This window comes from Streptomyces sp. M2CJ-2 (assembly GCF_016757295.1).
Taxonomy (GTDB): domain Bacteria; phylum Actinomycetota; class Actinomycetes; order Streptomycetales; family Streptomycetaceae; genus Streptomyces.
Genome location: NZ_JAESIF010000005.1, coordinates 101,179 through 126,350, shown reverse-complemented (window position 1 = coordinate 126,350; position 25,172 = coordinate 101,179). Strand labels below are relative to the sequence as shown.

26 protein-coding genes and 1 pseudogene are annotated in these 25,172 nt (G+C 70.0%); 21 read left to right on the top strand and 6 right to left on the bottom strand.

The genetic code is table 11. From position 1 onward, the window contains the following. Positions 1-30: 30 nt before the first annotated feature. The 3 genes from JL475_RS07280 to JL475_RS07270 all read left to right on the top strand — a co-directional run bounded on the left by JL475_RS07280 (position 31) and on the right by JL475_RS07270 (position 3,743). Positions 31-1,266 (top strand): acyl-CoA dehydrogenase family protein, encoded by a 1,236-nt coding sequence (locus JL475_RS07280; protein WP_202276549.1) that lies wholly within the window; start codon positions 31-33, stop codon positions 1,264-1,266. After that, on the top strand, positions 1,266-2,351 hold the full coding sequence (locus JL475_RS07275; protein WP_237406461.1) for a phosphotransferase family protein: 1,086 nt from the start codon (positions 1,266-1,268) through the stop codon (positions 2,349-2,351). The genes JL475_RS07280 and JL475_RS07275 overlap by 1 nt, the downstream gene beginning before the upstream one ends. Before the next feature lie 72 nt (positions 2,352-2,423). Then, a complete protein-coding gene (locus tag JL475_RS07270) occupies positions 2,424-3,743 on the top strand; it encodes an MFS transporter (protein WP_202276547.1) in 1,320 nt (439 codons plus the stop codon). Between the two features lie 86 nt (positions 3,744-3,829). On the opposite strand, the pseudogene JL475_RS07265 reads toward JL475_RS07270, so the two are convergent. From JL475_RS07265 to JL475_RS07250, 4 genes and pseudogenes are all read right to left on the bottom strand, one after another. Continuing rightward, positions 3,830-4,087: pseudogene (locus JL475_RS07265) on the bottom strand (chitinase); the annotation flags it as partial. 174 nt (positions 4,088-4,261) lie between these two features. Then, positions 4,262-4,696, bottom strand: a complete 435-nt coding sequence (locus JL475_RS07260) for a hypothetical protein (RefSeq protein ID WP_202276546.1) — start codon at positions 4,694-4,696, stop codon at positions 4,262-4,264. 76 nt (positions 4,697-4,772) lie between these two features. Next, a complete protein-coding gene (locus JL475_RS07255; protein WP_202276545.1) occupies positions 4,773-5,348 on the bottom strand; it encodes a hypothetical protein in 576 nt (191 codons plus the stop codon). Positions 5,349-5,369: 21 nt separating this feature from the next. After that, complete coding sequence (locus tag JL475_RS07250) at positions 5,370-6,854, bottom strand: hypothetical protein (protein ID WP_237406457.1); 1,485 nt, start codon at positions 6,852-6,854, stop codon at positions 5,370-5,372. Between the two features lie 441 nt (positions 6,855-7,295). On the opposite strand from JL475_RS07250, the gene JL475_RS07245 reads away from it, so the two are divergent. The 14 genes from JL475_RS07245 (at position 7,296) to JL475_RS07180 (ending at position 19,101) form a co-directional block, all read left to right on the top strand. Next, a complete protein-coding gene (locus JL475_RS07245; protein ID WP_202276673.1) occupies positions 7,296-8,144 on the top strand; it encodes a hypothetical protein in 849 nt (282 codons plus the stop codon). A gap of 133 nt (positions 8,145-8,277) precedes the next feature. Further along, the gene (gene cpaB / locus JL475_RS07240; RefSeq protein WP_202276543.1) at positions 8,278-8,985 is read left to right on the top strand and encodes a Flp pilus assembly protein CpaB; all 708 of its coding nucleotides are present in this window, start codon (positions 8,278-8,280) and stop codon (positions 8,983-8,985) included. Positions 8,986-8,992: 7 nt separating this feature from the next. Continuing rightward, the gene (locus JL475_RS07235) at positions 8,993-10,246 is read left to right on the top strand and encodes an AAA family ATPase (RefSeq protein WP_202276542.1); all 1,254 of its coding nucleotides are present in this window, start codon (positions 8,993-8,995) and stop codon (positions 10,244-10,246) included. A gap of 20 nt (positions 10,247-10,266) precedes the next feature. Then, the gene (locus tag JL475_RS07230; protein WP_202276672.1) at positions 10,267-10,665 is read left to right on the top strand and encodes a pilus assembly protein; all 399 of its coding nucleotides are present in this window, start codon (positions 10,267-10,269) and stop codon (positions 10,663-10,665) included. Position 10,666: 1 nt separating this feature from the next. Further along, entirely contained in the window at positions 10,667-11,023 is a 357-nt protein-coding gene (locus JL475_RS07225) for a TadE/TadG family type IV pilus assembly protein (protein ID WP_202276541.1), read from the top strand. 119 nt (positions 11,024-11,142) lie between these two features. Beyond that, positions 11,143-12,480, top strand: coding sequence for a CpaF family protein (locus JL475_RS07220; RefSeq protein ID WP_202276540.1), 1,338 nt, complete (start codon positions 11,143-11,145; stop codon positions 12,478-12,480). An 11-nt stretch (positions 12,481-12,491) separates the two neighbouring features. Beyond that, on the top strand, positions 12,492-13,436 hold the full coding sequence (locus JL475_RS07215; RefSeq protein ID WP_202276539.1) for a type II secretion system F family protein: 945 nt from the start codon (positions 12,492-12,494) through the stop codon (positions 13,434-13,436). A gap of 19 nt (positions 13,437-13,455) precedes the next feature. Further along, complete coding sequence (locus JL475_RS07210; protein WP_202276538.1) at positions 13,456-14,343, top strand: DUF5936 domain-containing protein; 888 nt, start codon at positions 13,456-13,458, stop codon at positions 14,341-14,343. A 17-nt stretch (positions 14,344-14,360) separates the two neighbouring features. Then, the gene (locus JL475_RS07205) at positions 14,361-15,935 is read left to right on the top strand and encodes a sensor histidine kinase (RefSeq protein ID WP_237406455.1); all 1,575 of its coding nucleotides are present in this window, start codon (positions 14,361-14,363) and stop codon (positions 15,933-15,935) included. Beyond that, on the top strand, positions 15,932-16,870 hold the full coding sequence (locus tag JL475_RS07200; protein WP_202276537.1) for a response regulator transcription factor: 939 nt from the start codon (positions 15,932-15,934) through the stop codon (positions 16,868-16,870). The genes JL475_RS07205 and JL475_RS07200 overlap by 4 nt, the downstream gene beginning before the upstream one ends. A gap of 156 nt (positions 16,871-17,026) precedes the next feature. Further along, positions 17,027-17,224 carry a Flp family type IVb pilin gene (locus JL475_RS07195; protein WP_202276536.1) on the top strand — a complete coding sequence of 66 codons (198 nt, stop codon included), beginning with the start codon at positions 17,027-17,029 and terminating at the stop codon, positions 17,222-17,224. Further along, complete coding sequence (locus JL475_RS07190; protein ID WP_202276535.1) at positions 17,224-17,826, top strand: pilus assembly protein TadG-related protein; 603 nt, start codon at positions 17,224-17,226, stop codon at positions 17,824-17,826. The genes JL475_RS07195 and JL475_RS07190 overlap by 1 nt, the downstream gene beginning before the upstream one ends. 34 nt (positions 17,827-17,860) lie before the next feature. After that, positions 17,861-18,439 (top strand): hypothetical protein, encoded by a 579-nt coding sequence (locus JL475_RS07185; protein ID WP_202276533.1) that lies wholly within the window; start codon positions 17,861-17,863, stop codon positions 18,437-18,439. Positions 18,440-18,447: 8 nt separating this feature from the next. After that, complete coding sequence (locus tag JL475_RS07180; RefSeq protein ID WP_202276531.1) at positions 18,448-19,101, top strand: OmpA family protein; 654 nt, start codon at positions 18,448-18,450, stop codon at positions 19,099-19,101. Here JL475_RS07180 and JL475_RS07175 read toward each other — a convergent pair whose 3' ends face one another. Next, positions 19,102-19,266 carry a hypothetical protein gene (locus JL475_RS07175; RefSeq protein ID WP_202276530.1) on the bottom strand — a complete coding sequence of 55 codons (165 nt, stop codon included), beginning with the start codon at positions 19,264-19,266 and terminating at the stop codon, positions 19,102-19,104. A 28-nt stretch (positions 19,267-19,294) separates the two neighbouring features. Further along, positions 19,295-19,669 carry a DUF192 domain-containing protein gene (locus JL475_RS07170; RefSeq protein WP_202276528.1) on the bottom strand — a complete coding sequence of 125 codons (375 nt, stop codon included), beginning with the start codon at positions 19,667-19,669 and terminating at the stop codon, positions 19,295-19,297. 1,023 nt (positions 19,670-20,692) lie between these two features. On the opposite strand from JL475_RS07170, the gene JL475_RS07165 reads away from it, so the two are divergent. From JL475_RS07165 to JL475_RS07150, 4 genes are all read left to right on the top strand, one after another. Then, positions 20,693-21,367, top strand: a complete 675-nt coding sequence (locus tag JL475_RS07165; protein WP_202276526.1) for a YeeE/YedE family protein — start codon at positions 20,693-20,695, stop codon at positions 21,365-21,367. Continuing rightward, entirely contained in the window at positions 21,367-21,783 is a 417-nt protein-coding gene (locus JL475_RS07160; protein WP_202276524.1) for a YeeE/YedE thiosulfate transporter family protein, read from the top strand. Before JL475_RS07165 ends, JL475_RS07160 begins: the two co-directional genes overlap by 1 nt. 666 nt (positions 21,784-22,449) lie before the next feature. Further along, on the top strand, positions 22,450-23,223 hold the full coding sequence (locus tag JL475_RS07155) for an isoprenyl transferase (protein ID WP_202276522.1): 774 nt from the start codon (positions 22,450-22,452) through the stop codon (positions 23,221-23,223). 291 nt (positions 23,224-23,514) lie between these two features. Further along, positions 23,515-24,840 (top strand): PhoH family protein, encoded by a 1,326-nt coding sequence (locus JL475_RS07150; protein ID WP_202276520.1) that lies wholly within the window; start codon positions 23,515-23,517, stop codon positions 24,838-24,840. Positions 24,841-25,172: the final 332 nt, after the last annotated feature.

The window sequence follows — 25,172 nt, the reverse complement described above, 5'->3', positions numbered from 1 at the left end:
CGGCATCCGTTCAACGAAAGGACCCCGATCATGTCCCTCGGCAATCTGCCGCCCTCGGTGGAGGAACTGCGCGAGCGCACCCGCCGCTTCATCCGTGAGACCGTCATCGACGCCGAGCCCGTCCCCGGCGAACGACTGCAGGAGGACACGCGCCTGCGGCTGCAGGCCGCGGCCAAGGAGGCCGGGGTCTTCGCCCCGCACGTGCCGACCGAGTACGGCGGCCAGGGCCTGTCCATCGAGCACTGGTCACCGATCCTTCAGGAAGCGGGCTACTCGCCCATCGGCCCCAGCGTGCTCAACTGCATGGCCCCCGACGAGGGCAACATGCACATGCTCAACCTCATCGCCACCGAGGAGCAGAAGAAGCGCTACCTCCTCCCGCTCGCCACCGGTGAGATGCGCTCCTGCTTCGGCATGACCGAGCCGCACCCGGGCGCCGGCTCCGACCCGACCGCGCTGCGCACCTCCGCCGTACCGGCCGAGGGCGGCTGGGTGATCAACGGCCACAAGCGGTTCATCAGCGGTGCCCTCGGCGCCGGCTTCTGCATCGTGATGGCACGCACCCCCCAGGTCGGGGACGCCCCCGAGGGCGCCACCATGTTCCTCGTCGACATGACCAACCCCGGCGTCCGCATCGGCGCCCCCATCCACACCGTCGACCGCTACATCGACGGCGGCCACCCGCACGTCCACCTGGAGGACTGCTTCGTCCCCGACGAGGCCGTCCTCGGATCGCCCGGTCAGGGCTTCCGGTACGCGCAGGTGCGGCTCGGACCGGCACGGCTCACCCACTGCATGCGCTGGCTCGGGCTCGCCCGGCGCTCCCTGGACATCGCCCTCGACCGGGCCGGGGAGCGGGAACTGTTCGGCGCTCCGCTGAACGCGCTCGGCCTCGCACAGAACCTGATCGCCGAGTCCGTCATCGACATCGAGACCTCCGACGCCATCATCGACAAGACGGCCGCGCTGCTCGCGAGCGACCCCCGGGCCGGCTCCGCGATGTCCTCGGTCGCCAAGGTGTACTGCTCGGAAGCCATCTCCCGAGTCATCGACCGGGCGGTCCAGCTGTGCGGCGGCGACGGCGTCTCCGACGGGCTTCCGCTGGCCCAGTACCTCAACGAGATCCGCCCGTTCCGCATCTACGACGGGTCCACCGAGACGCACAAGTGGGCCATCGCCCGCAGGGCGGCCAAGCAGCGCGGCGCCGCAGTCCAGGCCGGAGAGCGCCATCAGGGCACCGCCGTCGTGCGGGGCGAGGAGGCGTGATGGAAACCGTCCCCGACGGCATCGAAGTCGTCGCCGACCGGGAGGCCGCGGAGCGGCTGACCGCCCCGCCCCTGCTCGTCGTCGACGAGATCACCGACTTCCTCGACAAGCACGGCATCGGCAGCGGCCCCCTCGCCTGGGGACGCATCGGCGACGGGCACTCCAACGTCACCTATCTGCTCCGGCGCGGCGACACCTCCGTCGTGCTGCGCCGCGGGCCGCGCCCGCCGCTGCCCAGGTCCACCCACGACATGGTCCGCGAGGCGCGCATCCAGCGGGCCGTGGGCGGCCACGGCGTCCCGGTGCCGGAGATCCTCGCCATCTGCGAGGACGACTCGGTGCTCGGAGTGCCCTTCTACCTGATGGGCCATCTCGACGGCGCCGTCATCACCGACACCGTCCCCGCCCACCTCGACGCCCCCCAGCGGCGCCGGGCCACGGGACTCGCGGTCGTCGACACCCTCGTCGACCTGCACCGCCTCGACGTCACCCAGGGCGAACTCGCCTCCTTCGGGCGGCCCGAGGGCTATCTGGGCCGGCAGGTCGAGCGCTTCGCAGGCCTGTGGGACGTCAACACCACGCGCAGCTTGCCGGCCGTGGCCAAGCTCGCCGACTGGCTCGCCGCCAACCTCCCGGCCAGCCAGGTCGCCACGGTGGTGCACGGCGACTACCGCATGGGCAACCTGATGTTCGCGCCCGACGGCCCGCCCCGGCTCCTGGCCGTCCTCGACTGGGAGATGGCCACCCTCGGCGACCCGCTCGCCGACCTCGGCTACCTCGTCGCCACGTACGCGGAGAAGGGGCAGTCCGTCACCCCGCTCGAACTCACCCCCGTCACGCGTGAGGAGGGATACCCCACCCGGGCCGAGCTCGTCCGGCACTACCACGCCGGTATGGACCACCTCGACCTCACCGCCCTCCCCTGGTACCAGACCCTCGCCCTGTGGAAGGCGGCGATCTTCTGCGAGGCCATCTACACCCGGTGGCTGCGCGGGGAGCGACCCCACGACCGCACCTTCGGACCCTCGCTCGAGGCAGGGGTCCCCCTTCTGCTGGAGGCGGCCGCCGCTCACGCCGCCGGCTGACCGCGGCGCCGGGCCGCACCCCGGCGCCCCCAGGCAATGCCCGCCCTGCCCACCCGGAGCAAAGGAGCTCTCGTGAGCGACGTACAGACATCCCGCGGCGCGCCGCACGAAGCCGGAGCGCAGGCCGGACCCTCGCTGCGCGCCAAGCGCAAGTCCCTCATCGCCAGCACGGTCGGCAACGTCCTCGAGTGGTACGAGTGGAGCGCCTACGCCGTCTTCACTCCGTTCATCGCCACGGCCATGTTCAACTCCCAGGACGCGGTCTCCGCCCTGCTGTCCACCCTCGCGGTGTTCGCGGTCGGCTTCCTCATGCGGCCCCTGGGCGGCATCGTCTTCGGCCGTGTCGCCGACCGGCGCGGGCGCAAGTTCGTGCTGATCACCACCATGCTGATGATGGCCGGCGGCAGCCTCGTCATCGGCTTCCTCCCCTCGTACGCCTCCATCGGAGCCTGGGCCTCGCTGATCCTGCTGCTGGCCCGGGTGGTGCAGGGATTCGCGCACGGCGGCGAGTCGGCCACCGCCAACACCTATGTGGCGGAGATCGCGCCGAGCCACCGGCGCGGCATGTGGGGCAGCATCGTCTTCGTCGCCATCTTCGGCGGCTCCGTCCTCGCCTACACCGTGGGCGGCGTGGTCACCTCCACCCTGACGGAGAGCGCCGTCGCCGACTGGGGCTGGCGCATCCCGTTCTTCCTCGGCGCGTTCCTCGCTCTGGCGGCGCTCTACCTGCGCCGCAACATGGAAGAAAGCGACGTGTTCGAGAACCAGCAGTCCGGATCGGCGGACGCCGACCGGCCGGTCTCGCGCAAGCAGGTGACCCGGTCGGTGCTGCTGGTCGTCCTGATGACGTCCGGCATCACCTCGGCCCACTACACCTGGACCTCGTACGTCTCCACCTACGCCATCACCCAGCACGGCATGGACCCCGGCGTCGCCTACTGGTGCTCCGTCGCGGCCCAGTGCATCGCGCTGGCGACGCTGCCGCTGTGGGGACACGTCTCCGACCGGGTCGGCCGCCGACCGATGCTGATCGCCTTCGCGGTGCTGATGGCGGCGCTGCACATGCCGCTCATCGGGATGATCGGCTCGGCGGGCTGGACGCTCTTCGTCGCCGCCACGGTGGCGCTCGTCATCGTGGCCATCCCCGGCGCGCTGTTGTCGGCCACCATGTCGGAGGCCTTCCCGACCAAGGTGCGCACCCAGGGCATCGGTTTCGCCTACTCCATCTCCGTCGCCCTCTTCGGCGGTACCGCCCCCTACCTCAACCAGCTCTTCATCGACCTGAAGATGGCGCAGCTGTCCGAGTTCTACATCATGGTGCTGTGCCTCTGCACCGGTGTCGCCGTCTACCTGATGAAGGAGACCAAGGGCATCGAGCTGAAGAACGCCTGAGGCGCGCCCGGGCGGGCCCGGGCGGGCCCGGGCTCGGCACCCGGAGAACCGAGCGTGCCGAGCCCGGACCACCCCCCTCTCACGGGTCAGGGCAGGGCGTGGACGTGGGGGCCGACCGCGTTGGACCAGGCGTTGCCGGCGGTGGCGTCCCAGTTGGTGGACCAGGTCATGGCGCCGCGCAGACCCGGGTAGGTCCGGGAGGGCTTGAAGGAGCCGCAGTGGGTGCCGGGCGTCAGGCAGTCCAGGGCGTTGTCCACCACGGTCGGGGAGACGTAGCCGCTGCCCGCGCCGCGGGTGGAGGCCGGGAGGCCGAGGCCCACCTGGGAGGGGTCGAGGCCGCCCTTGGGGCCTCCGGTGGGGGGAAGAGGGGGGAAGAAGGGCGGAGAAAACGACGGTGGCCGTCGCCGGGGATACAAAATGGTCCAGACCAATAGGGTGGTCAATGGGTCCGGACCATCCGTCGGCCCTTCAGGCCGGCCGCCTGCCGTGCTTCCCCGCTGCCCCGTGCCGCTCGCGCGTCAGTCCCGTGCCTTCCACAAGCGGTCCAGCAGCATCCCCAGCACACAGCCCGCCAGCAGCACGCCCGTCGACAACCAGAACGCGAGCGCCCCGGCCCCCGCCCGGTCCCAGTGCAGTGACAGGGTGAGCACCTGGGCCGCGACCGGCACCGCGCAGGCCGCCGCCGCGTGCCGCGACGGCACCTCCCGCCACGGCTCCGGATGCACCGACGCCGCCGCCCAGGTCGCCAGCACCACGCACACCAGGTTCGGCAGATGCACCAGCCCCAGCGCCGCCCCGAACGACCCGACGCCCTCCGGGCCCAGCAGGTGGTCGTACACCAGCGTCCCCTGCACCGCCGCCGTGACGACCAGGACGATCACGCCCGCCGCCCACGACCGTACGAGCGCGAGGGCGGGCGAACCGGCCCGCGTCGGGGTCTCGTAGCGGGTCATCGGGAACCTCCCCGTATCTCGAAGCGGAGCGGGTAGGGCACGCCCGGCGCCCGGTACCGCCAGTGCGCCTCCATGGCTAGTGGACCTCCACCGACTCGACGATCCGCCGTACATCGGCGTCGGAGAGCTTCCCCCGCTGGGCGTCGATCCGGATCTGGAAGGTCCGCTCGGCGGAGTCCAGGCCGGTCAGGATCACGCCGTTCACAGGTGTGCCCTCGGGCGGTCCGCCCTCCTCGCCGGAGGCCTTGAAGGTGAAGTCGATCCGGCGGGCCTCGTCCGTGCCGGCCAGCTCGACCTCCTTCTGACCCTTGACGTCCGCACCCATCTGGATGCCGGCCTCGGCGGCGATGGCCGCCCGTTCGGCGGAGTCCGCCTGGGTGAAGCCGAGCTGCACGGTGATCAGCGAGACGGTCCTGCCGCCCTCCGTGCGCTCGGCCGCGGCCGCGTTGAACTTGCTGCGCTCTCCCGCGCCCTGCTCCTCGTAACCGTCGGGGTACGACACGGAGACACCCTTGGTCTTCAGCGTCCCCCAGCCGTCCGGCACCGAGGCGGAGCCGGAGGCGGAGTCGTCCGTGCCGCAGCCGGAGAGGGTGAGGGCGAGGGCCAGCAGGCCGGTGGTCAGGTACGTACTGCGGGGCTTCGGATGAGTCATCGGTGCGGGCTCCTTGTCCGGTCAGTCGGCACAGTAGCTATAGGGGACGTAGGAGCGGTTGTCCCCCTTGGGGGCGCCGAGGAACTGCGCGTCGGTCAGGGTCTCCGCCTTCTGCTCGGTGCTGACGGACAGGCCGAGGCTGAGCCCGAGGTTCAGTTCGAAGCCGTACTCGGCGGCGTTCACCTCGCCCGTGTAGTTCATCCGGCTCGACTTGCCCTTGTCGAACATCAGCTGCCCGAACGGGTCGTCGGCACCGGGGCGGTCGGTGGGCGCGTTGTCGTCGAACATGTACTGGAACGGTGTCCCGAACTGCTCGTTGTTGCCGTCGAGCCACTGCTCGGCGATCGCCCGGTCCTGGTCGCCGGCCGGTCCCGGGTCGAAGGCCAGGGTGTTGGTGACGATCTCGACACCGTTGGGGCTGTCCGTGCCCTTCACGTTCGCGCCTCCGCCCCGTTTGTCCTTCCCGCTCTGGCCGTTGTCGCCGCCCAGTTTGGCGCCGTCCTTCTGGCTGCCCTCCTCGACGGTGCGGGTGGTGTCGATGCGGACCAGCTTGCCGGTGGTCTTGTCGTAGGTGACGGTGATGGTGCCGGTCTGCGTGGTGTTCGCCGAGGCGTCGCCGTTGAGCGCGCCCGCCTCGTAGCTCGCCTTGACGCCGTACTCGATGGACGAGGAGTACGTGTACGACCTGGTGTTCTTGTACGCGTTGTCGGTCCAGGTGACCTCGGGGGCGTACTTGAAGTTGCCGCCGAGCGTGGCGCTCAGCTTCTTCTCGTCGGCCACCGAGAACTTCAGGCCGGCCGCTGCCGAGGCCTCCAGGTTCACCTTGCCGTAGGTGATCTTCCGGTTGTCGCCCAGGTCGTTCTCGATCCGCTCCCGCGTCTCCTCCTCGTCCTTCAGCGGACCGGTCCCGAACAGGTAGAGGATGCTGTCGCTCAGGGCCACCTCCCCGCCGTGCGGCGACCTCCGCCGCATCTCGTACATCTGCAGCGTCTCGACGTCGTCCCGGAACCGCTGGGCCTCCTCGGGGCTCTCGAAGACCCAGGTGTCACCGTTGGTGACCTTGATGCCGAGGCCGAGCTCCACCTTGTCGGTGCCGAACTTGCCGACCTTCATGCCGGGCTTGAAGTCCTTCTTCGCCGCCACGGACGCCGCGTCGGTGAAGGTCAGGTACACCATCTCGTCGTTGTCGTCGACCTTGCCGTCGCCGTTGACGTCCGTCTTCGCCTTGATCCGCTGCTCCTGGAAGCCGTACTCGTTGCCGATCTCCCAGAAGGCGATCTTCACCTTCGAGCCCGCCTTGTCGGTCACCGAGGAGACCTGGCACAGCGCCGGCTCGAAGTCGGCGTCGGTGAGCGGCTTGCCCTGCTCGTTCCCGCCGTTCCCGCCGGTTCCGCAGTTCCCGCCACCGGTGACCCGGCAGACCTGGGCCGCGATCTCGTCGTAGAGCGACTGTCCGATGCCCGTGGCGGAGACCGCCAGGACAACGGCGGCGCTGACCACGATCATTCCGAGATACTCCGGGGCGGTCGCCCCCCGGTCGTCCCGGACGTGTCTGTGTCGCCCGCCCGTCCGTATGCCCCCGCGAGCCATACGGCACCCCTCCTCGCCCAGCAGCCTCGGTGTGGACCGCGAGCGTATGTACGGTCGTGGCCGGAAAGCGTGGGCCTGGGGACCCAAAACGGGCCCAGTGTCAAAGCGGCGCACAGGGCCCACCCGCCCCGTGCCGAATTGGGCCCGCCGAGATGCTCTACGTGTCCCGTTTTGGAGCGTCTTGCGCGACGCTCGTTGCCGTTCGGCTACACAAACGCTGTTCTCCGGTCATGAAGCCGCGGATACAGTGCGGACGTAGTGACGCTGTGGAGTGGACGCGGTGCACCTGGTGAAACAACCGGTGGGCCGCTGGGCAGGGGAAGAACGGGGGAACCGCGCGTGTCAACCGCCATCGCCGTGACCGGCGCCGACCTGGCGCTGCCGCCGCAGGACGAACGAACCCTGCCGGCCGTCGTGCTGCAGGACATCGAAACCCGCCCGCTCGAACAGGCACTGACCGAACTGCAGACGCTCATCGAGCAGCACGGGCACGTCATCGTGGTCTGCTCCCCGGCCGCGCCCACCGCCGTCCAGCGGCGGCTGCACAGCCTGCGCTCCCTGCTGGAGACCGACCGGATCGCACTCTTCCAGCCCGACCTGCCACCGCTCGGACTGGCCGTCCTGGCCCGCCAGTTGCGGCAGCTGGCCTCGTGCGACCTCAGCCCCGGCGTGCTGGCCTCGGCCGGCCGGCTGCTGGTCCACTACATCCATGCCGGCGCCCTGCTGGGGTCGGTCGCCCGGCTGGACCGCGTCCCCGTGAACCTCAAGCAGCACGCCAAGTCCTGGCTCCCGGGCAGCCAGTTCGCCGTACTCGCCCACCCCCATCCGCAGCTCGTGCGCCTCGGCCCGGAAGCCGCACTGGACGGACCGGAGTTCGGCACGTGGATGCTCGTCGCCAAGGGCCAGCTGCAGTCCGACTGGGTCACCGGCACCCTGGCCCCGTCCTGGAACGTGCAGGGGCTGCGCGAGGCGTCACTGCCGACCGCGTCCCCGCGGTGGTGGGGAACCGGCAAGCTGATCGAGTTCTGCACCTACCTGCCCGACCTGTCCGTCCTGTACCAACTGGTCACGTCCGTGCGGCGCGGCGTCTGCCACTGGTGCGGCCTCGACGTCCTCGGCGACCGGTGCGTGTTCTGTTCGGCCACCCCGCCCGGCCACGACGCCCCGCCGCAACCCCGCCCCGCGAACCGGGCGGCCGCCGGATGAGGCCCGAACACACGCGGCGCGCCGCGGTACCCGTGGCCCGGGGATCCTGCCCACGCCCGCCCGGGCGCCTGCTCACCACACTCACCACACCCGACTCCGCTCGACCGATATCCCCAATGAGGTTGCACGGTTCATGAACTCCCGTCAGCGCCGCGGCGTGATACTCCTGCTCCTGTCGGTCCTGTGCGCCCTCGGCGCGTTCGCCGGCGTGCTGTCCGTCATCAGTGACGTGAACTCCAAAGTCGGCCCCGAGGTCGCCGCGTACCGGCTGAAGACCAGCGTGGCGCCCTATACCGAGCTCAGTACCGGCCAGTTCGAAAAGGTCCGGATGCCCGAGCGGTGGCTGTCCCAGAACGCCGTCACCGACCTGGACGAGATCCAGGGCAAGATCGCCGTCACCACGCTGCGCAAGGGCTCTCTTCTGCAGAACGACATGATCGTGAACCAGCCCGCCCTGAAGCCGGGGCAGCAGGAGGTCGCCATCATGATCGATGCCGCGACCGGTGTCGCCGGCAAGATCACACCGGGATCGACGGTCAACGTCTACGCCACCTTCGCCGGAGCGCGGCAGGGTGACCCCGCCCAGTCCAAGATCATCGTGACGAACGCCCAGGTCCTCGACGTCGGCCGGATCACCGCCCTCGAACCCGAGGAGGACGAGCGGGGGCGGCAGCCCACCGACGGCGTCCCGATCACCTTCGCGCTGTCCACCATCGACGCCCAGCGCATCACCTACGCCGAGTCGTTCGCCCAGCGTGTCCGGCTCGCGCTGGTCGCCCCCGGCAGCGACACCACCGTCCCGGACTCCCAGCGGACGTACGAACTCGCGAAGGACAAGTGAGAGCCGCATGCCCACGAGGATCCTCCCGGCGGTCGGCGACGCGGACGCGGTGCGGTCCATCACCACACTGCTCAGTCAGCTCCCGGACGCCGAGCCGGTGGCTCCGGTGGCCGACTCCACCCAGCTCATCGACACCCTCGCGCGCCTGGCCGCCGAGTCGGTCGACGAGCTGCCCGAGGTCGTGGTCGTCCACGAGCGGATCGGTCCCGTCCCGGCACTGGAGCTGATCCGCGAAGTCGCCCTGCGCTTCCCCGCCGTCGGCGTCATCCTCGTCACCTCGGACGCGAGCCCCGGCCTGTTCCAGGCCGCGATGGACTACGGCGCCCGCGGCCTGGTCGCCCTCCCGCTCAGCTACGAGGAACTCGGCAGCCGCGTCCAGGCGGTGGCCCAGTGGTCGGTCGGCGTACGCCGCCATCTGGGCGCGAGCGGCGACGTCTTCACCGGCGTCGGCGGCACCGTCGTCACGGTCAGCGGGGCGAAGGGCGGCGTGGGGACGACCCTGACGGCGATCCAGCTGGCCCTCGCCGCACAGGCGTCCGGCCGGGCCGCGGCCCTGGTCGACATGGACCTCCAGACCGGCGACGTCGCCTCCTACCTGGACGTCCAGTTCCGTCGCTCGGTCGTCGACCTCGCGGCGGTCACCGACATCTCCCCGCGCGTCCTCGCCGACGCCGTCTTCCGGCACGACACAGGTGTCGCGCTGCTGCTCGCCCCCGCCGAGGGCGAACGCGGAGAGGACGTCACCGACCGCGCCACCCGGCAGATCGTCAGCGCCCTGCGCTCCCGCTACGAGGTCGTCGTCATCGACTGCGGAGCCCAGCTCGGCGGGGCGGGTGCGGCGGCGGTCGAGATGGCCGACACGGCGCTCCTGGTCACCACGCCGGACGTGGTGGCGGTCCGGGGCGCCAAGCGGACGGTGCGGATGTGGGAGCGGCTGCAGATCCGCAAGGCCGAGGAGACCACGGTGGTCGTCAACCGTCACACCCGGGCCACGGAGATCCAGCCCCCGCTGATCCAGAAGATCACCGGCACCGTGGTCGCGGCGACCGCGGTCCCCGCCAACTTCAAGGAACTGCAGAGCGTCGTGGACGCGGGCCGTGTCCACGAGCTGGAGAGCAAGAGCGCGGTGAAACAGGCCCTGTGGGGCCTGGCCGGCGAACTCGGCCTGGTCAAGGCCACCGAGGGTGCCCACAAGGCCGGTCGGCTGCGCGGCGACCGGGGGTCGGTCAACCTCCGGCGGCGCAAGGACCAGAAAGAATGAGGATGCCGACGATGCCGACGATGCGAAGGGCGCGTGACCGAGTCCGGAACCGGGAACGGGACCGGGGCCAGGTCACCATCGAGTTCCTCGGTATGACACCGGCGATTCTCGTGACGTTGGTGGTGCTGTGGCAGCTCGTGCTGGTGGGATACACGTTCACCCTCGCGGGGAACGCCGCGGACGAGGCGGTACGGGCGGGGACGGCGTCGGAGCCGGCCTGGCGCCAGGGCGCCTGCCGCGAGGCCGGGTTGGACAAGCTGCCCGGCGCGTGGAAGGGCGCCGCGACGGTGAACTGCACGACGGCGGGCGGCCATGTCAGGGCCGAAGTGAAGCTGAACGTCCCCGTGCTGTTCCCCGGCGCAGCCGACTTCCCCTTCGACGTGACGGGCACCGCGGGCGCGGTGGAGGAGGTGGACTGACATGCCGTACCAGCACAGGCGCCGTGACCGGGGCCAGGCGGCGATCGAGTTCCTGGGCTTCATCCCGGTCCTGATCATCGTCGGCATGGCCGTCGTACAACTCGGCCTGATCGCGTACACCGCCCAGCAGGCCGGCACCGCGGCCCGAGCCGCGGCGCGCAGCGCCTCGCTCGACCGGGGCACCGGGCAGGCCTGCACCGCCGCCGTCAGCGGCTGGCTCGCCGACGGCACCGACTGCCGGGCCGCGTACGGCGGCGACGAGGTCACCGTCACCGCCACGATCGACATCCCCTCGATCGTCCCCGGCTGGGACTTCGACCCGGCACGGAAGTCCGCCACGATGCCGATCGACCACTGACGCCGCAGCCCGGCCGCCGGTCACCACACCGCCGGGCCGCCGGTCACCACCACCGCCGACCGGCCGTCGGCCACCGACGACCGTCCAGGACGAAGAACGAGGAGAGGAGCACCGGACTCATGAGTCTGCGGGCACGTATCAACTCCCCCGAGGAGAAGGGAAGCCGGGGCGAGGACGGTCACCGGGTCGCCGCCTACCGCGCCAAACTCCTCGAGGAGATCGACCTCGCGGAGATGAGTTCGATGGCCGCCGCCGAGCGCCGGGTGCGCCTGGAGCGGGTGCTCGGGCACATCATCAGCCGCGAGGGCCCGGTCCTGTCCACGGTCGAACGCTCCCAGCTGATCCGCCGGGTCGTCGACGAGGCCCTGGGCCTCGGCATCCTGGAACCGCTCCTGGAGGACGCCTCCATCACGGAGATCATGGTCAACGGCCCCGACGCGATCTTCGTCGAGCGCGGCGGCAGGGTGGAACAACTGCCCCTGCGCTTCGCCTCCAACGACCAGCTCATGCAGACGATCGAGCGCATCGTCTCGACCGTCAACCGCCGCGTGGACGAGTCCAACCCGATGGTCGACGCCCGCCTCCCCTCCGGCGAACGCGTCAACGTCATCATTCCGCCGCTGTCCCTGACCGGCGCCATCCTCACCATCCGCCGCTTCCCGCGCTCCTTCACCCTCCAGGAGCTGATCGGCCTGGGGTCGCTCGACGAGCCCATGCTGTACCTGCTCGCCGGCCTGGTGCAGGCGCGGTTCAACATCATCGTCTCGGGCGCGACGGGCACCGGCAAGACGACCCTCCTCAACGCGCTGTCCGGGCTGATCCCGGAGGGCGAACGCATCATCACCATCGAGGACTCGGCCGAACTCCAGCTCCAGCAGCCGCACGTCATCCGCCTGGAGTCCCGCCCGCCGAACGTCGAGGGCAAGGGCCGGATCACCATCCGCGACCTGGTGCGCAACTCGCTGCGCATGCGCCCCGACCGCATCGTCGTCGGCGAGGTCCGCGGCGGTGAGTCCCTGGACATGCTCCAGGCCATGTCCACCGGCCACGACGGCTCCCTCGCCACCGTCCACGCCAACAGCGCGGAGGACGCCCTGATGCGACTCCAGACACTCGCCTCCATGTCGGAGGTGGAGATCCCCTTCGTGGCTCTCCACGACCAGATCAACAGCGCCGTCGACGTCATCGTCCAGCTCACCCGCTTCGCCGACGGCGCCCGCCGCATCACCGAGATCGCCCTGCTGGAGAGCCACGGGGGCGAACCGTACCGGCTGGCCACGGCCGCCCGTTTCAACGCGCAGCCGATGACCGCCGACGGCCGGATCCACGGCGCGTTCGAGTACCACCCGCTGCCGCGTCGCACCGCCGACCGCCTCTACATGGCGAGCCAGGCCGTTCCCCAGGCCTTCGGCATCGCCGAGTCCACCGACCAGCTCGCCGCCCGAGAAGCCAGGTAGGAACCGTCCCCATGGATCTGCAGAACCTGATCACGCTGACCACGGGCGTCGCCCTGCTGACCTGCGTCCTCGCCGTCGTGGGCGTGCACTCCTACGCCATGGGCAAGGCGCAGCGGCAGGTGCTGGTGGACCGGCTCTCGGCCACCGGCCAGATCCCCGTCGTCGGCCGCCGGCGCCACTTCCACGGCCTGGACCGCCGCCTGCGCCGCACCAGGACCGGCAAGAAACTGGAACTGCGCCTGGCGGCCACCGGTCTGGACATCACCCCGGGCGAGTTCTTCGTCTCCATGCTCGCCACGGTCGCCGGCCTCTGGCTCACCGGCCAGGCCGTGCTGGCCCCCTTCTTCGGCCCGCTCGCCGGACTCCTGGGCATCTGGGCGGCCTTCCAGTTCCTCAACTGGCAACGCCAGAAACGCATCGAGAAGTTCATCAACCAGCTTCCGGAGCTGTCCCGCATCCTCGCCAACGCCACCCAGGCCGGCCTGGCCCTCCGTACCGCGATCGGCATGGCGGCGGAGGAACTGGAGGCCCCGGCCGGCGAGGAACTGGCGAAAGTGGCCGACCAGCTGGCGGTGGGCGCCTCGATGGACGACGCACTGGGCGAACTCACCGACCGCCTTCCCTCCCGCGAGCTGGTCGTCCTGGTCACCACCCTGGTGCTGGCCAACCGGGCCGGCGGCCAGGTGGTGAGCGCGCTGCGCAACCTGACGGAGACGCTGGAGGAGCGCAAGGAGACCCGGCGCGAGGTCCGCACCCAGCTCTCCCAGGTCAGCATGACGTCGTACGCCGTTCCCGTGCTGGGCGTCGGCTCCCTGTTCCTGATGAACGGGGTGAAGGACGGCGCGCTGGAACGCATGACCGGCTCCCCGGTCGGCCAGGCCGCGGTCGTCATCGCCTTCGGGCTCTACGCCGTCGGCTTCGTCCTCATCCGCCGCATGTCCCGCATCGACGTCTGAGCGGAGAGGAGCAACCGACATGGCACTTCTGCTCGCACTGACCATGGCCGTCGGCGTCTGGGGCGTCTTCGCCGGCATCCGCATGTACCGGGCCGAGGCGAAGCTCCCCAGCGACCTGGCCCTCGCCCTGGAGGTCGGCTCCACCCGCACCGGTGCGGTCGACTCCCTGGTCGACCGCCTCGGCATGCGCTACGCCCCGGCCGTACTGCGGGCCATGGGCCCCAAGCAGGTCGCCAAGTACCGCCGCAAGATCGACCTGGCGGGCAACCCCGGCGGCCTCACCATCGACCGCTACGCCGCCCGCCGCGCGGTCTACGGGGCCCTCGGCGGCGTCGGCTTCCTGGTCTTCCTCATGCGGGGCCAGCTCTTCGTGGCCCTGCTGCTGCTCGCCTTCGGCGCGTTCTGGACGGAGGTCGGCATCTGGTCGGCGATGCGCATCCGCAAGGACGAGATCGAGCGCACGCTGCCCGACTTCCTGGACGTCCTCGCGGTCGTGGTGAGCGCGGGCCTCGGATTCCGCCAGGCCCTGGACCGCGTGGCCTCGCGGTACGAGGGCCCCTGGGCGGACGAACTGCGCATCACCCTGCGCCAGATGGACCTCGGCATGAGCCGCCGCCAGGCCTTCGCGGAACTCCGGAAGCGGAACGACTCCGAACAGGTCGCCATGTTCGTCACGGCGCTGCAGCAGGGCGAGGAGCTGGGTGCCCCGATCGTCGACACGCTGGTGGCGCTGGCGAAGGACATGCGCCGCACGGACGCGCAGAACGCCCGCCGCAAGGCCGCCCGCGCGGTCCCCAAGGCCACCATGATGATCACCACGTTCATGGTCCCGGCCACGATGATCCTCCTCGGCGCCGGCCTGATCCTCGGCTCCGGCACCGACTTCGGCTCGATCACGGGCGAGTAGGACGGGGGCAAGGTGCCATGACGATCGAGAGGGAACGCACGGTGCGGCTCCGCCGCCTCCCCAGGGCCGCGGAGATCACCACCCCACCGGCGGGCACGGTCCTCCCGGAGCACGTCCGCACGGGAGCGTCGGACATCCCGGTGACGTCGGTGACGCCGGCGCTGCCACCGGGCTGGGAGCCGACGGCAGCGGGCCGGATGAACGCCCCGGCGGCCGACGCCGACGCCCGGCCCTCCCAGGGACCACCCGCGGCCGACGGCGAAAGCCGCAGAGGTGGTGCGGGTGGGAACGAGATCCCGCCGGCCGGAAACCGGGGCACCCTCCACGCACCCGCACCGGACGTCGACATCCAGATCAACGCCCTTCAGGCCCTGTGCCGACAGGTGTTCGGTTTCCGGCTGGCGATGATCGCACTGGCCACCCCCGCCGCCCTCCTCAACGCGAGCCCCGGCTGGGGCACCCGCCTGGTCGGCATCGCCGTGGTGGTCACCTTCATGGCCTCCTACGTCCTCTTCCGGGACTGGGAACGCTTCGGCCCGCTCCTGCTGCGCCACCCCACGCTGCTCGCGGTGGACACCGCCTTCGGCGCCCTGCTGCTCATCTCGGCCGGCCCGGACACCACCCTCGCCTACGTCAGCGTCTGCACGCCGCTGCTGGCCGGCCTGGTCTACGGCTGGCGGGGCGCGGCCGTCTTCGCGTCCCTCCAGGGCCTGATCCTGCTACTGGTCTACGCGGCCGTGGAGAACCCGCACGCGAGCCTGGCGGAGACCTCGCTCCTGCCCGGCCTCTGCGTGGTCGCGGGGGCGGCCGGCTCCACCCTGCGCGGCCTGATGCTCCGCTTCGGCGCGGCGACCCAGGCCCTCACCACCGTCCAGGCCCGTCTGGCCGTCACCGAGGCGGTCAGCGCGGAACGCGCCCGCCTGGCCCGGGAGATGCACGACTCGGTGGCCAAGACGCTGCACGGGGTCGCCCTGGCGGCGGACGGACTGGCCGGTTCGGCGGGCGCACGGCACATGGGCCCCGAGCTGGTGAAGCAGCAGGCGGAACTCGTCGCACGCTCGGCCCGCCGCGCGGCGGCGGAGTCCCGTGAACTGCTGGCCGACCTGCGCCGCGAGTCGGACCCGGCCCAGGGCACGGACGTCCTGGAGGAACTGGCGGCGCGCACCCATGACTTCAGCACGCGCACCGGTCTGCCGGCGACCTACCGCCCGACCGGCGACCACACGGTGGTCCCACCGGTGCCGCCGGCTGTGGCCCGCCAGATCCTCACCATCGCCTCGGAGGCCATGGAGAACGCCCACCGCCACGCGGAACCGACCCGGGTCGACGTCCGCGCGGGCGTCCACGGCGGCCTGCTCCGCATCAGCGTCCACGACGACGGCCGCGGGCTCCCGTCCGGCACCAGCCTCGAACAGCTCCGCCGGGCAGGCCACTTCGGCCTGGTCGGCATGGTCGAGCGGGCCGCGTCCGTCGGGGCCCGCATCCGCATAGGCCGGGGCACACAGGCCCACGGCACGGAGGTCCGACTGGAACTCCCGCTGGCGGCCGTGACGACGCCGGGCCCGAATCCGGCGGAAGGCAGGGCCGCATGACCGAGCAGACGCCGTACCCGTCCCCCCACTTCCGGACAGGAGGCAGCCCCGTGCAGCCGCCGTCGAACCCCTTCGAGGACGTCCCGCCGCCCGCCGTGCTCCGGGTGGTCGTGGCCGACGACAACCCGGTGGTCCGCGCAGGCCTGACCGCCCTGCTCTCCGGCCGCGAGGACATCTCGGTCGTGGCGGAAGCGGCGGACGGGAGGCAGGCGTACGAGGCGGCCCACGAACACCGCCCCGACGTCGTCCTCCTGGACGTCCGCATGCCGGGCGTGGACGGCATCTCCGCCCTCCCGTACCTGGTGCAGATCGCCCCGGTCGTGATGCTGACGTACAGCAGGGAGTCGGAGATCGTCCAGGAGGCCCTGCGCAGGGGAGCGGGCGGCTACCTGGTCCACGGCGAGTTCACGGCGGACCAGCTGGTGTCGGCGGTACGGGACATCAAGCACGGCAGGCCGCACTTCACCCCGACGGCGGCCGGAGCATTGCTGGCGCAACTGCGTCAGGGGGTTGGTACGGGGCAGGCATTGCCGGAGGAGCTGGGCCGGACTGGGGTCATCCCGCCAAATGCGCAGGCGAGTTCAGGTGAGATCGGACTTCCGCACATCCCGACTCCACCTACTTCTGCAGAAAACCTTTCGCGACTGCAACCGGATGTGGCACAGTCGACGTCTGGGTGGGCAAGCGGCCGCCCGGCCGCTCCCGACAGGTCGAGGTTCCAACTGAGCACCAGGGAAGCGGAGATCATGGACCTCATCGCGTCCGGCATGACCAACCAGCAGATCGCCGCCACGTGCTTCATCAGCGAGAAGACGGTCAAGAACCACATCAACCGCATCTTCGCGAAACTCCACAGCACGAGCCGTTCCGAGGCCGCAGCGAAGTGGCTCGGCACGGCACCGGGTTCGGACCGAGGGACGGGTGACCTGCGGTGACGGTACGGGGGACGAGGAACCGGGCCGGTGATTGGGCCCGGAATTGGGCCCTGGGGCCCTCTGGCGGGCGGGGGAATTCGCCGTACCTTACTGATGTCGAAAGCGGCACTGCGAAGAAAGCGGAAGCCGCAACCGCGTCAGCCGGAGGGGAACACCATGAGCAACTGGATCAACACGACGGTCACGTACCTCCAGTCCCGCGCAGCCCGCAACGACAAGGGCCAGACCGCGGTGGAGTACCTGGGCATCATCGCGGTGGTCGTGGCGATCGTACTGGCGATCACGGGCACGGATCTCGGTCAGTCGATCTACGACGCCATCGTGGAGCAGGTCGACAAGGTCACCGGAACCTGATGCGGCTTCGCAAATTCGGCGACGCAGGGCAGGCTTTCCCCATCTACATCACGGTGGTGGGGGGCCTGCTCTTCCTCGCGTTCGCGTACTTTGCGGTCGGCCAGGCCGCGGCGAACCGGAACGACGCCCAGACAGCCGCTGACGCCGCCGCCCTCGCGGCGGCCCAGGACAGACGGGACAAGCTCGTCGGCGCCTGGGTGGAGAGCCTTCTCGACCCGACCAAATGGCAGGACATCTTCGACGGCAAGGGCCTCGGGCTCGCCCCCTCGTGTTGGAGGGCGGATCAACTCGCGGCGCGGAACGATGCCGTCGTGCTGAGCTGTGCTCCAGACGGCCTACTGGGTTACACGGTTGAAGTCGAGACGAACGACACCGTGGGAGACTCCATCGTGCCCGGCACGGAGGCCAAACGGTCGAAAGAGACCGCCACTGCTGTGATCGAGCCGCGTTGCACGTTCCAGCTTCCCGTTGAGGAAGCGGAGGATGACACCCTGCCCCTGCTCGCCTGCAAGGGGGGCAGGGATTGGGACCTGGACCCGAAGGCGCCCAAGGACCTCCTTCCCAAGCCTGAGGACCTCTTCGATGTTCACCTGGCCGACTGACAAGCGAACGACGAGTCACTAAGGAAGCAGAGTCATGAGCATTCGGTTCACTACGCAGGCCCGCAGGGGGATGGTCGCGCTGACCGTTGTGGCCGGACTGGCCCTCGGAGTGGCCAGCTGCAGTGGAGGCGACGGCGACGACAAGAAGCCGAAGGCATCGGCTTCTGCCTCCAAGGACGGGGGGTCCAACCCGAGTGCTCAAGAAGGGGCGGACGATGTTCTTGCTGAACTCAAAGGCGAGGAAGGTCTGATGCTTAAGATCACCTCAGCCGCGAGGGATGCGGGCGGCTTCGTGACGGTGAGTGGTGAGCTGAAGAACGACGGTTCTGAATCGGCCCGTGTGTCCGTACGAACCGCGGGTGACGAGACGGAGATCATCAGGCATGGGTCCTCGCTCGGCGGCGCGACACTTGTCGACTCGAAGAGTAAGAAGCGCTATTACGTACTGCGTGACACTGACGGCCGCCCTCTGACGACGACGAACATGCCGAGGATCAAGGCGGGCGCATCCATTCCGGTATTCATGCAGTTCCCCTCCCCTCCGTCGGGCACAAGCGAAGTCGCCTTTCAGCTGCCGACGTTCTCCAGCGCCACGATCATGATCTCCGGGTGAGGCGCTCCATGACCATCACGCACACGTCGACTCAATCGGGTGCGCCCTGCCTTGTCAGGGCTCTGACCGCAACTACCGTCCTCGTCGTAACGAGTATTTTCGGCGCCGCAGTGGCCTCAGCTGACGACGGCCCCAGCGTCCCCCCAGGCACCGAAGCCACCGCCTCCGCCCCCGTGGAACTCGACCCCAACGACCCGGACCTCAAGCTTCCGGACGGCGCCACCCTCGCGGAGCCCAAGGTCCTGGACATCAAGCAAGTCGTCGAAGACCAGAGTGGCGACGAACGTCGCGAGGACACCAACTCGGACGTGAAGTTCGCGCTCCAGGCCGAAGTCCTGTTCGGCAAGGACAGCGCCAAGCTGAGCGCGCAGGCGAAGTCCCGTATCTCCACGATCGCCGAGGAGATCAAGACGCAGAACGCGACGAAGATCCGCGTCTTCGGCTTCACGGACAACCTCGGCTCCTCCGCGCACGGCGACGTCCTGTCCCGCCGGCGCGCGAACGCCGTACACGGTGTCCTCGAGCAGGAGCTGAACGACTCCGACCTCACGTACGAGGTGCGCGGCTACGGCGAGCAGTACCCGATCGCCGACAACTCGACGGAGGCCGGCCGCAAGAAGAACCGCAGGGTGGAGATCTCCTTCCCCCGCACGGAGAGCTGACTACAGCAGATGATCGGCCTTGCCCGCCTTGATCTCGAGGATCAGGGTGCGCAGGGCCTCTCTGCTGTCGGTCAACGGGTGCTCCTCCTGCCCGGCGACGGCGATGCAGGCGTTGCCTTCGGTGGCGGATGAGATCTCGCGAGGCCGCCGGAGGCAGCGCCGCATACGTGGACGGAAAGCCGTAGCGGCTCCGTCACTCCCCTTCCCGCACCACCTCTACCCGCACCCCCGCCCGCAGGCTCCACCCCGCCATGGCCCCGGCCTCCGCCTCGATCACATGCCGCGCCCGGATCCTCGGCAGCCCGAGCCGCCCCGGCGGCATGGTGCGCACGGCGATGACGCGGAGACGCCGGTCGAGGTAGGCGACGTCGATGGGCATGCGCATACGGAAGGTGTGGATGCTGTTGGCGGGGGAGAGGAGCAGCGCGCCGTCGAGGGTGCCCCGCCCCAACAGCCCCTTGGTGCGCGCCCGATAGGAGCCGGCGATCTCCAGCGGCACGCGCACGGCAGGCCGGTCGTCGTCGCCGGGGACGACCAACTCCCCACGCCCGTCGTGCCAGCGCGCCATCAGCGATCCACCCCACCTCTTCGCTCCATCACCGAACGATCAACCGTTCCCACCGAACCTATCCCCGCCAGGCCCCGGAAGTCAGCTCCCGAGCGCTTGCGGGCAGGGGGACGACCGGGACCACCCCGGCGGTCGCGACGGACGACCGAGACATTCACACACGCGCCACAAATCGCTCCAGTGTTTGCCGCCTCTCCATAAGTGGCGGAATTCCTTCAGCAGGAGCGTGATCATCAAACCGAATCGTGATCCAAGTGGTCTCGCCGATGCCCTCGAATGTCCGGACAAGAGAGATGGGTGGGCGATATTCATCGCTTGGCGCAACTGGCCGCGTGCTGTCAACTGGTCTGCGGGAAAAGCTTCCTGAAGTTGCCCGTGATGCCGGAACAGTGATTGCATCTCGCCTGAACATGGTGACGGAAAGTCGAAGTACGGCGTTGCGCCTGCATTCTGGACTCTTTGAGATCGTCGACCGAACGCAGCCAGGACAAACACCGAGAACGGCGACCGCCCACCCCGAACGGGTGGTGTGCGCCGGTCAGGAGGGAGCGACGTGAGTTGCTCGCACGCCGCAGGATGCCCCCTTTTCCCGCTCCTCAGGGCGAGCTTGCAAGGTTGGCGCGACTACTACTGCGACAGCGTGGGCCAGTGGCACGACTGCGCGCGCTACCAGTTGGCACTCACCGGCGAGCCCGTGCCCATCAGCCTGCTGCCCAACGGAGCCCGTGCCCGGCATCTCGAACCCGCGGCCGACGCGAACGGGCCCGGCGTGGACGGGTCCGGTGCGAACGGGGCCGGCGCGGCCACCCCGAGCCAGGCGCCCCGGCAGACCCCGCCCGCGGCGCCGGGGAGCGTGCCCCCGTTCGAACCGGTACCCCCGCCGGCCCCCGTTCTGCATCACCAACCGTCCCCGTTCGCACAGACACCCCACCCACCGGAGCACGTCGCCCGGCACACGCGGAGAGCCCCCCGCCCGAAGCGCGGCTGGTGGGCGCGGTTCGCCGACTGGATGAGAGGCCCCGCATGAGTACCTACTGGCCCTGGTGGGCAGGCGCTGTCGGACTTGCCCTGGTCACCATCACCTACACCCTCCTCACCGATCGGTCTTTCGGGGTGTCGTCGGCGTGGGACCGCGTGTTGCACTGGCGCAGCGAACGCCGTATCGAGCGGATGGACGAGGAGTTCGCCGACGATCGGGCTCTCGCCGACGCGCTCGCCGCAGCCACCGCGGAGCACTTCGGCACCCGCCCCGGTCCCGGCCCCGTCTCCGGCGTCACCACCTTGCCGCCGGTCGCGTACGGGAAGCCGCAGCCGCTCGAGTCGGACGACGAACCGACGCCGGGTGAGAGCCCGTCGGCCGCGAGCCTGCGTCCGGTCCCGCTGGTCACCCAGGCCGCCCTGCTGGTGTCGATCTTCCTCGGCGGACTGATCGCCGCGGTCACCTCCGGGCGGTTCCAGCTCCGCTTCGACATGGGCCCGGGTTTCAAGGACCTGGTCACCGCCGACTCGGCTGCCATGGTCGGCCTGTTGTTCCTGGGCGGCGTGCTGGTCGGCTTCGGCACCCGGCTGGCCGGCGGGTGCAGCTCCGGCCACGGGCTCAGCGGCTGCGGCCGACTGCGTCCGGTCAGCATCGTGGCGACCGCTGTCTTCTTCGGCACCGCCGTCGCGGTGTCGTTCCTCCTGTGGAAGGTGATCTGATGCGTACCCGGGGCACGATCCTGCTGGCCAACATCATCACCGGACTGGCCCTCGGCTACACCGTCACCAACATCGGCTTCGGGGACTACGCCGAGCTGAACCGCATGTTCACCTTCCAGGACCTGCGCATGTTCTTCTCCTTCGCGGGCGCCGTCGGGATCATCGTGTGCGTGTTCGCCCTGCTGCGGGTCCGCCGCACCCCGGGGCGCATCCACGCCGGTGTGATCCCCGGCGCGGTGCTGTTCGGTACGGGCTGGGCGATCTCGGGTGGCTGCCCGGCGATCCCGATCATCCAGGTCGCCAGCGGATACCTGCCCGCCCTGGTCACCATCGTCGGCGTCGTCGTCGGTATCGGGCTGTGCCGCTGGGCCAACGCCCGGTACTTCCACCTCGACCGAGGCTCCTGCGGGCTGTGACCCAGGGCTCCGGCCGGCGCCGCGTGGTTCGGGCGTAGGCCGTCGGTCGGACGGTGTTCACGTTGCCGCAGTTCACGTGGGCAAAGCTGCGCGGAAGGGGAGCGCGCAGTGGAGGGGACTGCGCGACCCCTCCATCACTCTCACCGCCTCCGGCGCCTCCGCCGTCGTCCACACCTTCGTCCCGTCGCTCCGTCATGGGGGCGGGGTCAAGGGGCGTTCCTGGTGGGGTCACCCGTCGGGGGGACGGCTGGAAGGGTTGATGCGGTGGAGGCCGGTCGCGGATGGGCCGCGCCACGCCGGGCGTGATGTCCGTGTATTGCCTGTTTCTTCCCGGAGGAACGGCTTCATTTCGGCCGTCGAAGTGCCTGGAATGCGGGGTTCCGTGGTCGTCAGGGCGTCGCCGGGCGATTTCGGAGAGTAGTTGTTGCCCGCCGATGTACGCAGCATCACTTACGAAGGGTTATGGTGGAAACCCCCCCTCGGGCCGGTCCGTATCCCCCCCCACGGACCGGCCCGTTTTTCTGGGCCCTCCCCCTGCGGGGGTAGGCTTCGCGTCCGGGGGCTGCCAGAGGGACAGGATTCGCCCGCGGCTGAGAGCGTGCCGCATGCCGTGGATCGCGGCGGGTGCCGCTCCTGTCCGATCCGTACGGAGGGGCTGACGATCACGTGAACCTGCGCGACAAGCTGCGCGGCCTGCTGGTCAGGTTGTACGCACGCCGGGTGGAAGGCCACCTGGACCCCGCTCAGGTGCCCAAGCACATCGGCGTCATCATGGATGGCAACCGCCGTTGGGCGAAGGCCTCCGGCTCCAGCACCGTCCACGGCCACCGGGCCGGCGCGGACAAGATCGGGGAGTTCCTCGGCTGGTGCACCGAGACCGACGTCAAGGTGGTCACGCTCTGGCTGCTGTCGACGGACAACTTCGACCGGCCGGAGGAGGAACTCGTCCCGCTCCTCGGCATCATCGAGGACGTCGTGCGCACCCTCGCCGCCGACGGCCGCTGGCAGGTGCACCATGTCGGCACGCCGGACCTGCTGCCGCCCGGGATGCAGACCACGCTCAAGGAGGCCGAGGAGGCCACCGCGCAGGTCGACGGCATAGTGGTCAACGTCGCCATCGGGTACGGCGGTCGCCAGGAGATCGCCGACGCGGTGCGCTCCATGATGCTCGAGGCCCACGAGAAGGGCACCTCGATGGAGGAGCTCGCCGAGGCCGTCGACGTCGACATGATCGGGCGTCACCTCTACACCAAGGCCCAGCCCGACCCGGACCTCGTCATCCGTACGAGTGGCGAGCAGCGGTTGTCCGGATTCATGCTCTGGCAGACCGCTCACGCGGAGTACTACTTCTGCGAGGTCTTCTGGCCGGCCTTCCGCAAGGTCGACTTCCTGCGGGCCCTGCGTGACTACGCCGCTCGTCACCGGCGTTTCGGCGGCTGAGGCCGTCCCCGCGTAACGGGGAGTTCATCAGGGCGCCGCTGTACGGCCTGGCATGACGGCGATTGTTCGAGGGCATAACTCAGACAGGTCGACACCCGAACCACGGGTGTCGGATCTCAGCGGGCGGCCCGGGGCCGCCCGCCCGGGAGGCCCTTTGCACCAGCCCGACCGTGCGGTCACGGCACGGACGAAGCAGCGGAGGGCCGGTTCTCGGCCCGTGCATCGGCGCCGTCGACCGGTCCAGCTCCGCTCCGTCGCTCCCCGACCTCTTCCGAGGGGGTACGTCCTTCCGTGGTGACCAGCACACAGCGCCACAAGCCCGACCGGCGCACCTATGTCATCGACACCAGCGTTCTGCTGGCCGACCCCAACGCCCTGAGCCGCTTCGACGAGCACGAGGTCGTGCTTCCCGTCGTCGTGGTGACGGAGTTGGAGGCCAAGCGGAACCATCCCGAACTCGGCTACTTCGCCCGGCAGGCGCTGCGCCTGCTCGACGACTACCGGGTGAGGTACGGCCGCCTCGACGCTCCCCTCCCGATCGGAGACCTCGGCGGAACCCTGCGTGTCGAGCTCAACCACTCGGACCCCAGCGTGCTGCCCAGTGGCTACCGCCTGGGGGACAACGACTCCCGCATCCTCGCGGTCGCCCGCAACCTGCAGGCCGAGGGATTCGACGTCACCGTGGTGTCGAAGGACCTCCCGCTCAGGATCAAGGCGTCCTCCGTGGGCCTCCTCGCCGAGGAGTACCGGGCGGAGCTCGCCGTCACGGACGCCTCCGGCTGGACCGGGATGTCCGAACTGAACCTGCCCGCCGAGCAGGTGGACATCCTCTTCGAGGAGGGGCACATCCACGTGCCCGAAGCGGCCGACCTGCCCGTGCACACGGGACTGACCATCCACTCCGAGCGCGGCAAGGCCCTCGGCCGGGTCACGCCCGAGGGCGACGTCCGTCTGGTGCGCGGCGACCGGGAGGCGTTCGGTATCAAGGGCAGGAGCGCCGAGCAGCGGATCGCGCTCGACCTGCTGCTCGACCCGGACGTGGGGATCCTGTCCCTGGGCGGCCGGGCCGGCACCGGCAAGTCGGCGCTGGCGCTGTGCGCGGGTCTGGAGGCGGTGCTGGAGCGCCGGCAGCACCAGAAGGTGATGGTCTTCCGCCCGCTGTACGCGGTGGGCGGGCAGGAGCTCGGTTATCTGCCCGGCAGCGAGGCCGAGAAGATGAGCCCCTGGGCGCAGGCCGTCTTCGACACGCTGTCGGCGGTCACCAGCCGTGAGGTCATCGAGGAGGTCACCGCGCGCGGCATGCTGGAGGTCCTGCCGCTCACGCACATCCGGGGCCGCTCGCTGCACGACGCGTTCGTGATCGTCGACGAGGCGCAGTCACTGGAACGGAACGTACTGCTGACCGTGCTGTCCCGGATCGGCGCCAACTCGCGGGTCGTTCTGACCCACGACGTCGCCCAGCGGGACAACCTCCGGGTGGGCCGGTACGACGGTGTGGTCGCCGTCGTCGAGAAGCTGAAGGGACATCCGCTCTTCGCGCACGTGACCCTGAACCGGTCCGAGAGGTCCCAGATCGCCGCCCTTGTGACCGAAATGCTGGAGGACGGGCAGCTCTGACACCTCCGCTCCGATATGCACCTGATCCGACCCTGATGGGCCGTCCGGGTTGTATCAGGTGCGTCGCGGTCTATCGGGTTCATTGAGGCGATAGGACGGGAGGGTCCTTCAAAAGACCCTGTGGGTCGGATGGGTCCTTTTGGTCCCGCCTCCGAACAGGGTTCGACAGTACGGCAGTTGACGCCGTCCGGAAAGGCGAGGAGCCTAGCCGGGCGGCGTCGGCGCGCGTGCGGCTTTCCGGGAATCTCCAGGGACAAACGAGATGTGAGCTTTCACACGCGCGATGGAATTGCCTCGCGCCTCCGGATTACGGCAGAGTCTCACTCCTGTCA

Excerpts from the sequence above, each read along its gene's own strand:
- JL475_RS07280 (WP_202276549.1), top strand. The coding sequence starts at position 31 with ATGTCCCTCGGCAATCTGCCGCCCTCGGTGGAGGAACTGCGCGAGCGC.
- JL475_RS07275 (WP_237406461.1), top strand. The coding sequence starts at position 1,266 with ATGGAAACCGTCCCCGACGGCATCGAAGTCGTCGCCGACCGGGAGGCC.
- JL475_RS07260 (WP_202276546.1), bottom strand. The coding sequence starts at position 4,696 with ATGACCCGCTACGAGACCCCGACGCGGGCCGGTTCGCCCGCCCTCGCG.
- JL475_RS07255 (WP_202276545.1), bottom strand. The coding sequence starts at position 5,348 with ATGACTCATCCGAAGCCCCGCAGTACGTACCTGACCACCGGCCTGCTG.
- JL475_RS07250 (WP_237406457.1), bottom strand. The coding sequence starts at position 6,854 with ATGATCGTGGTCAGCGCCGCCGTTGTCCTGGCGGTCTCCGCCACGGGC.
- cpaB (WP_202276543.1), top strand. The coding sequence starts at position 8,278 with ATGAACTCCCGTCAGCGCCGCGGCGTGATACTCCTGCTCCTGTCGGTC.
- JL475_RS07235 (WP_202276542.1), top strand. The coding sequence starts at position 8,993 with ATGCCCACGAGGATCCTCCCGGCGGTCGGCGACGCGGACGCGGTGCGG.
- JL475_RS07230 (WP_202276672.1), top strand. The coding sequence starts at position 10,267 with ATGCGAAGGGCGCGTGACCGAGTCCGGAACCGGGAACGGGACCGGGGC.
- JL475_RS07225 (WP_202276541.1), top strand. The coding sequence starts at position 10,667 with ATGCCGTACCAGCACAGGCGCCGTGACCGGGGCCAGGCGGCGATCGAG.
- JL475_RS07220 (WP_202276540.1), top strand. The coding sequence starts at position 11,143 with ATGAGTCTGCGGGCACGTATCAACTCCCCCGAGGAGAAGGGAAGCCGG.
- JL475_RS07215 (WP_202276539.1), top strand. The coding sequence starts at position 12,492 with ATGGATCTGCAGAACCTGATCACGCTGACCACGGGCGTCGCCCTGCTG.
- JL475_RS07210 (WP_202276538.1), top strand. The coding sequence starts at position 13,456 with ATGGCACTTCTGCTCGCACTGACCATGGCCGTCGGCGTCTGGGGCGTC.
- JL475_RS07205 (WP_237406455.1), top strand. The coding sequence starts at position 14,361 with ATGACGATCGAGAGGGAACGCACGGTGCGGCTCCGCCGCCTCCCCAGG.
- JL475_RS07200 (WP_202276537.1), top strand. The coding sequence starts at position 15,932 with ATGACCGAGCAGACGCCGTACCCGTCCCCCCACTTCCGGACAGGAGGC.
- JL475_RS07195 (WP_202276536.1), top strand. The coding sequence starts at position 17,027 with ATGAGCAACTGGATCAACACGACGGTCACGTACCTCCAGTCCCGCGCA.
- JL475_RS07190 (WP_202276535.1), top strand. The coding sequence starts at position 17,224 with ATGCGGCTTCGCAAATTCGGCGACGCAGGGCAGGCTTTCCCCATCTAC.
- JL475_RS07185 (WP_202276533.1), top strand. The coding sequence starts at position 17,861 with ATGAGCATTCGGTTCACTACGCAGGCCCGCAGGGGGATGGTCGCGCTG.
- JL475_RS07180 (WP_202276531.1), top strand. The coding sequence starts at position 18,448 with ATGACCATCACGCACACGTCGACTCAATCGGGTGCGCCCTGCCTTGTC.
- JL475_RS07175 (WP_202276530.1), bottom strand. The coding sequence starts at position 19,266 with ATGCGGCGCTGCCTCCGGCGGCCTCGCGAGATCTCATCCGCCACCGAA.
- JL475_RS07170 (WP_202276528.1), bottom strand. The coding sequence starts at position 19,669 with ATGGCGCGCTGGCACGACGGGCGTGGGGAGTTGGTCGTCCCCGGCGAC.
- JL475_RS07165 (WP_202276526.1), top strand. The coding sequence starts at position 20,693 with ATGAGTACCTACTGGCCCTGGTGGGCAGGCGCTGTCGGACTTGCCCTG.
- JL475_RS07160 (WP_202276524.1), top strand. The coding sequence starts at position 21,367 with ATGCGTACCCGGGGCACGATCCTGCTGGCCAACATCATCACCGGACTG.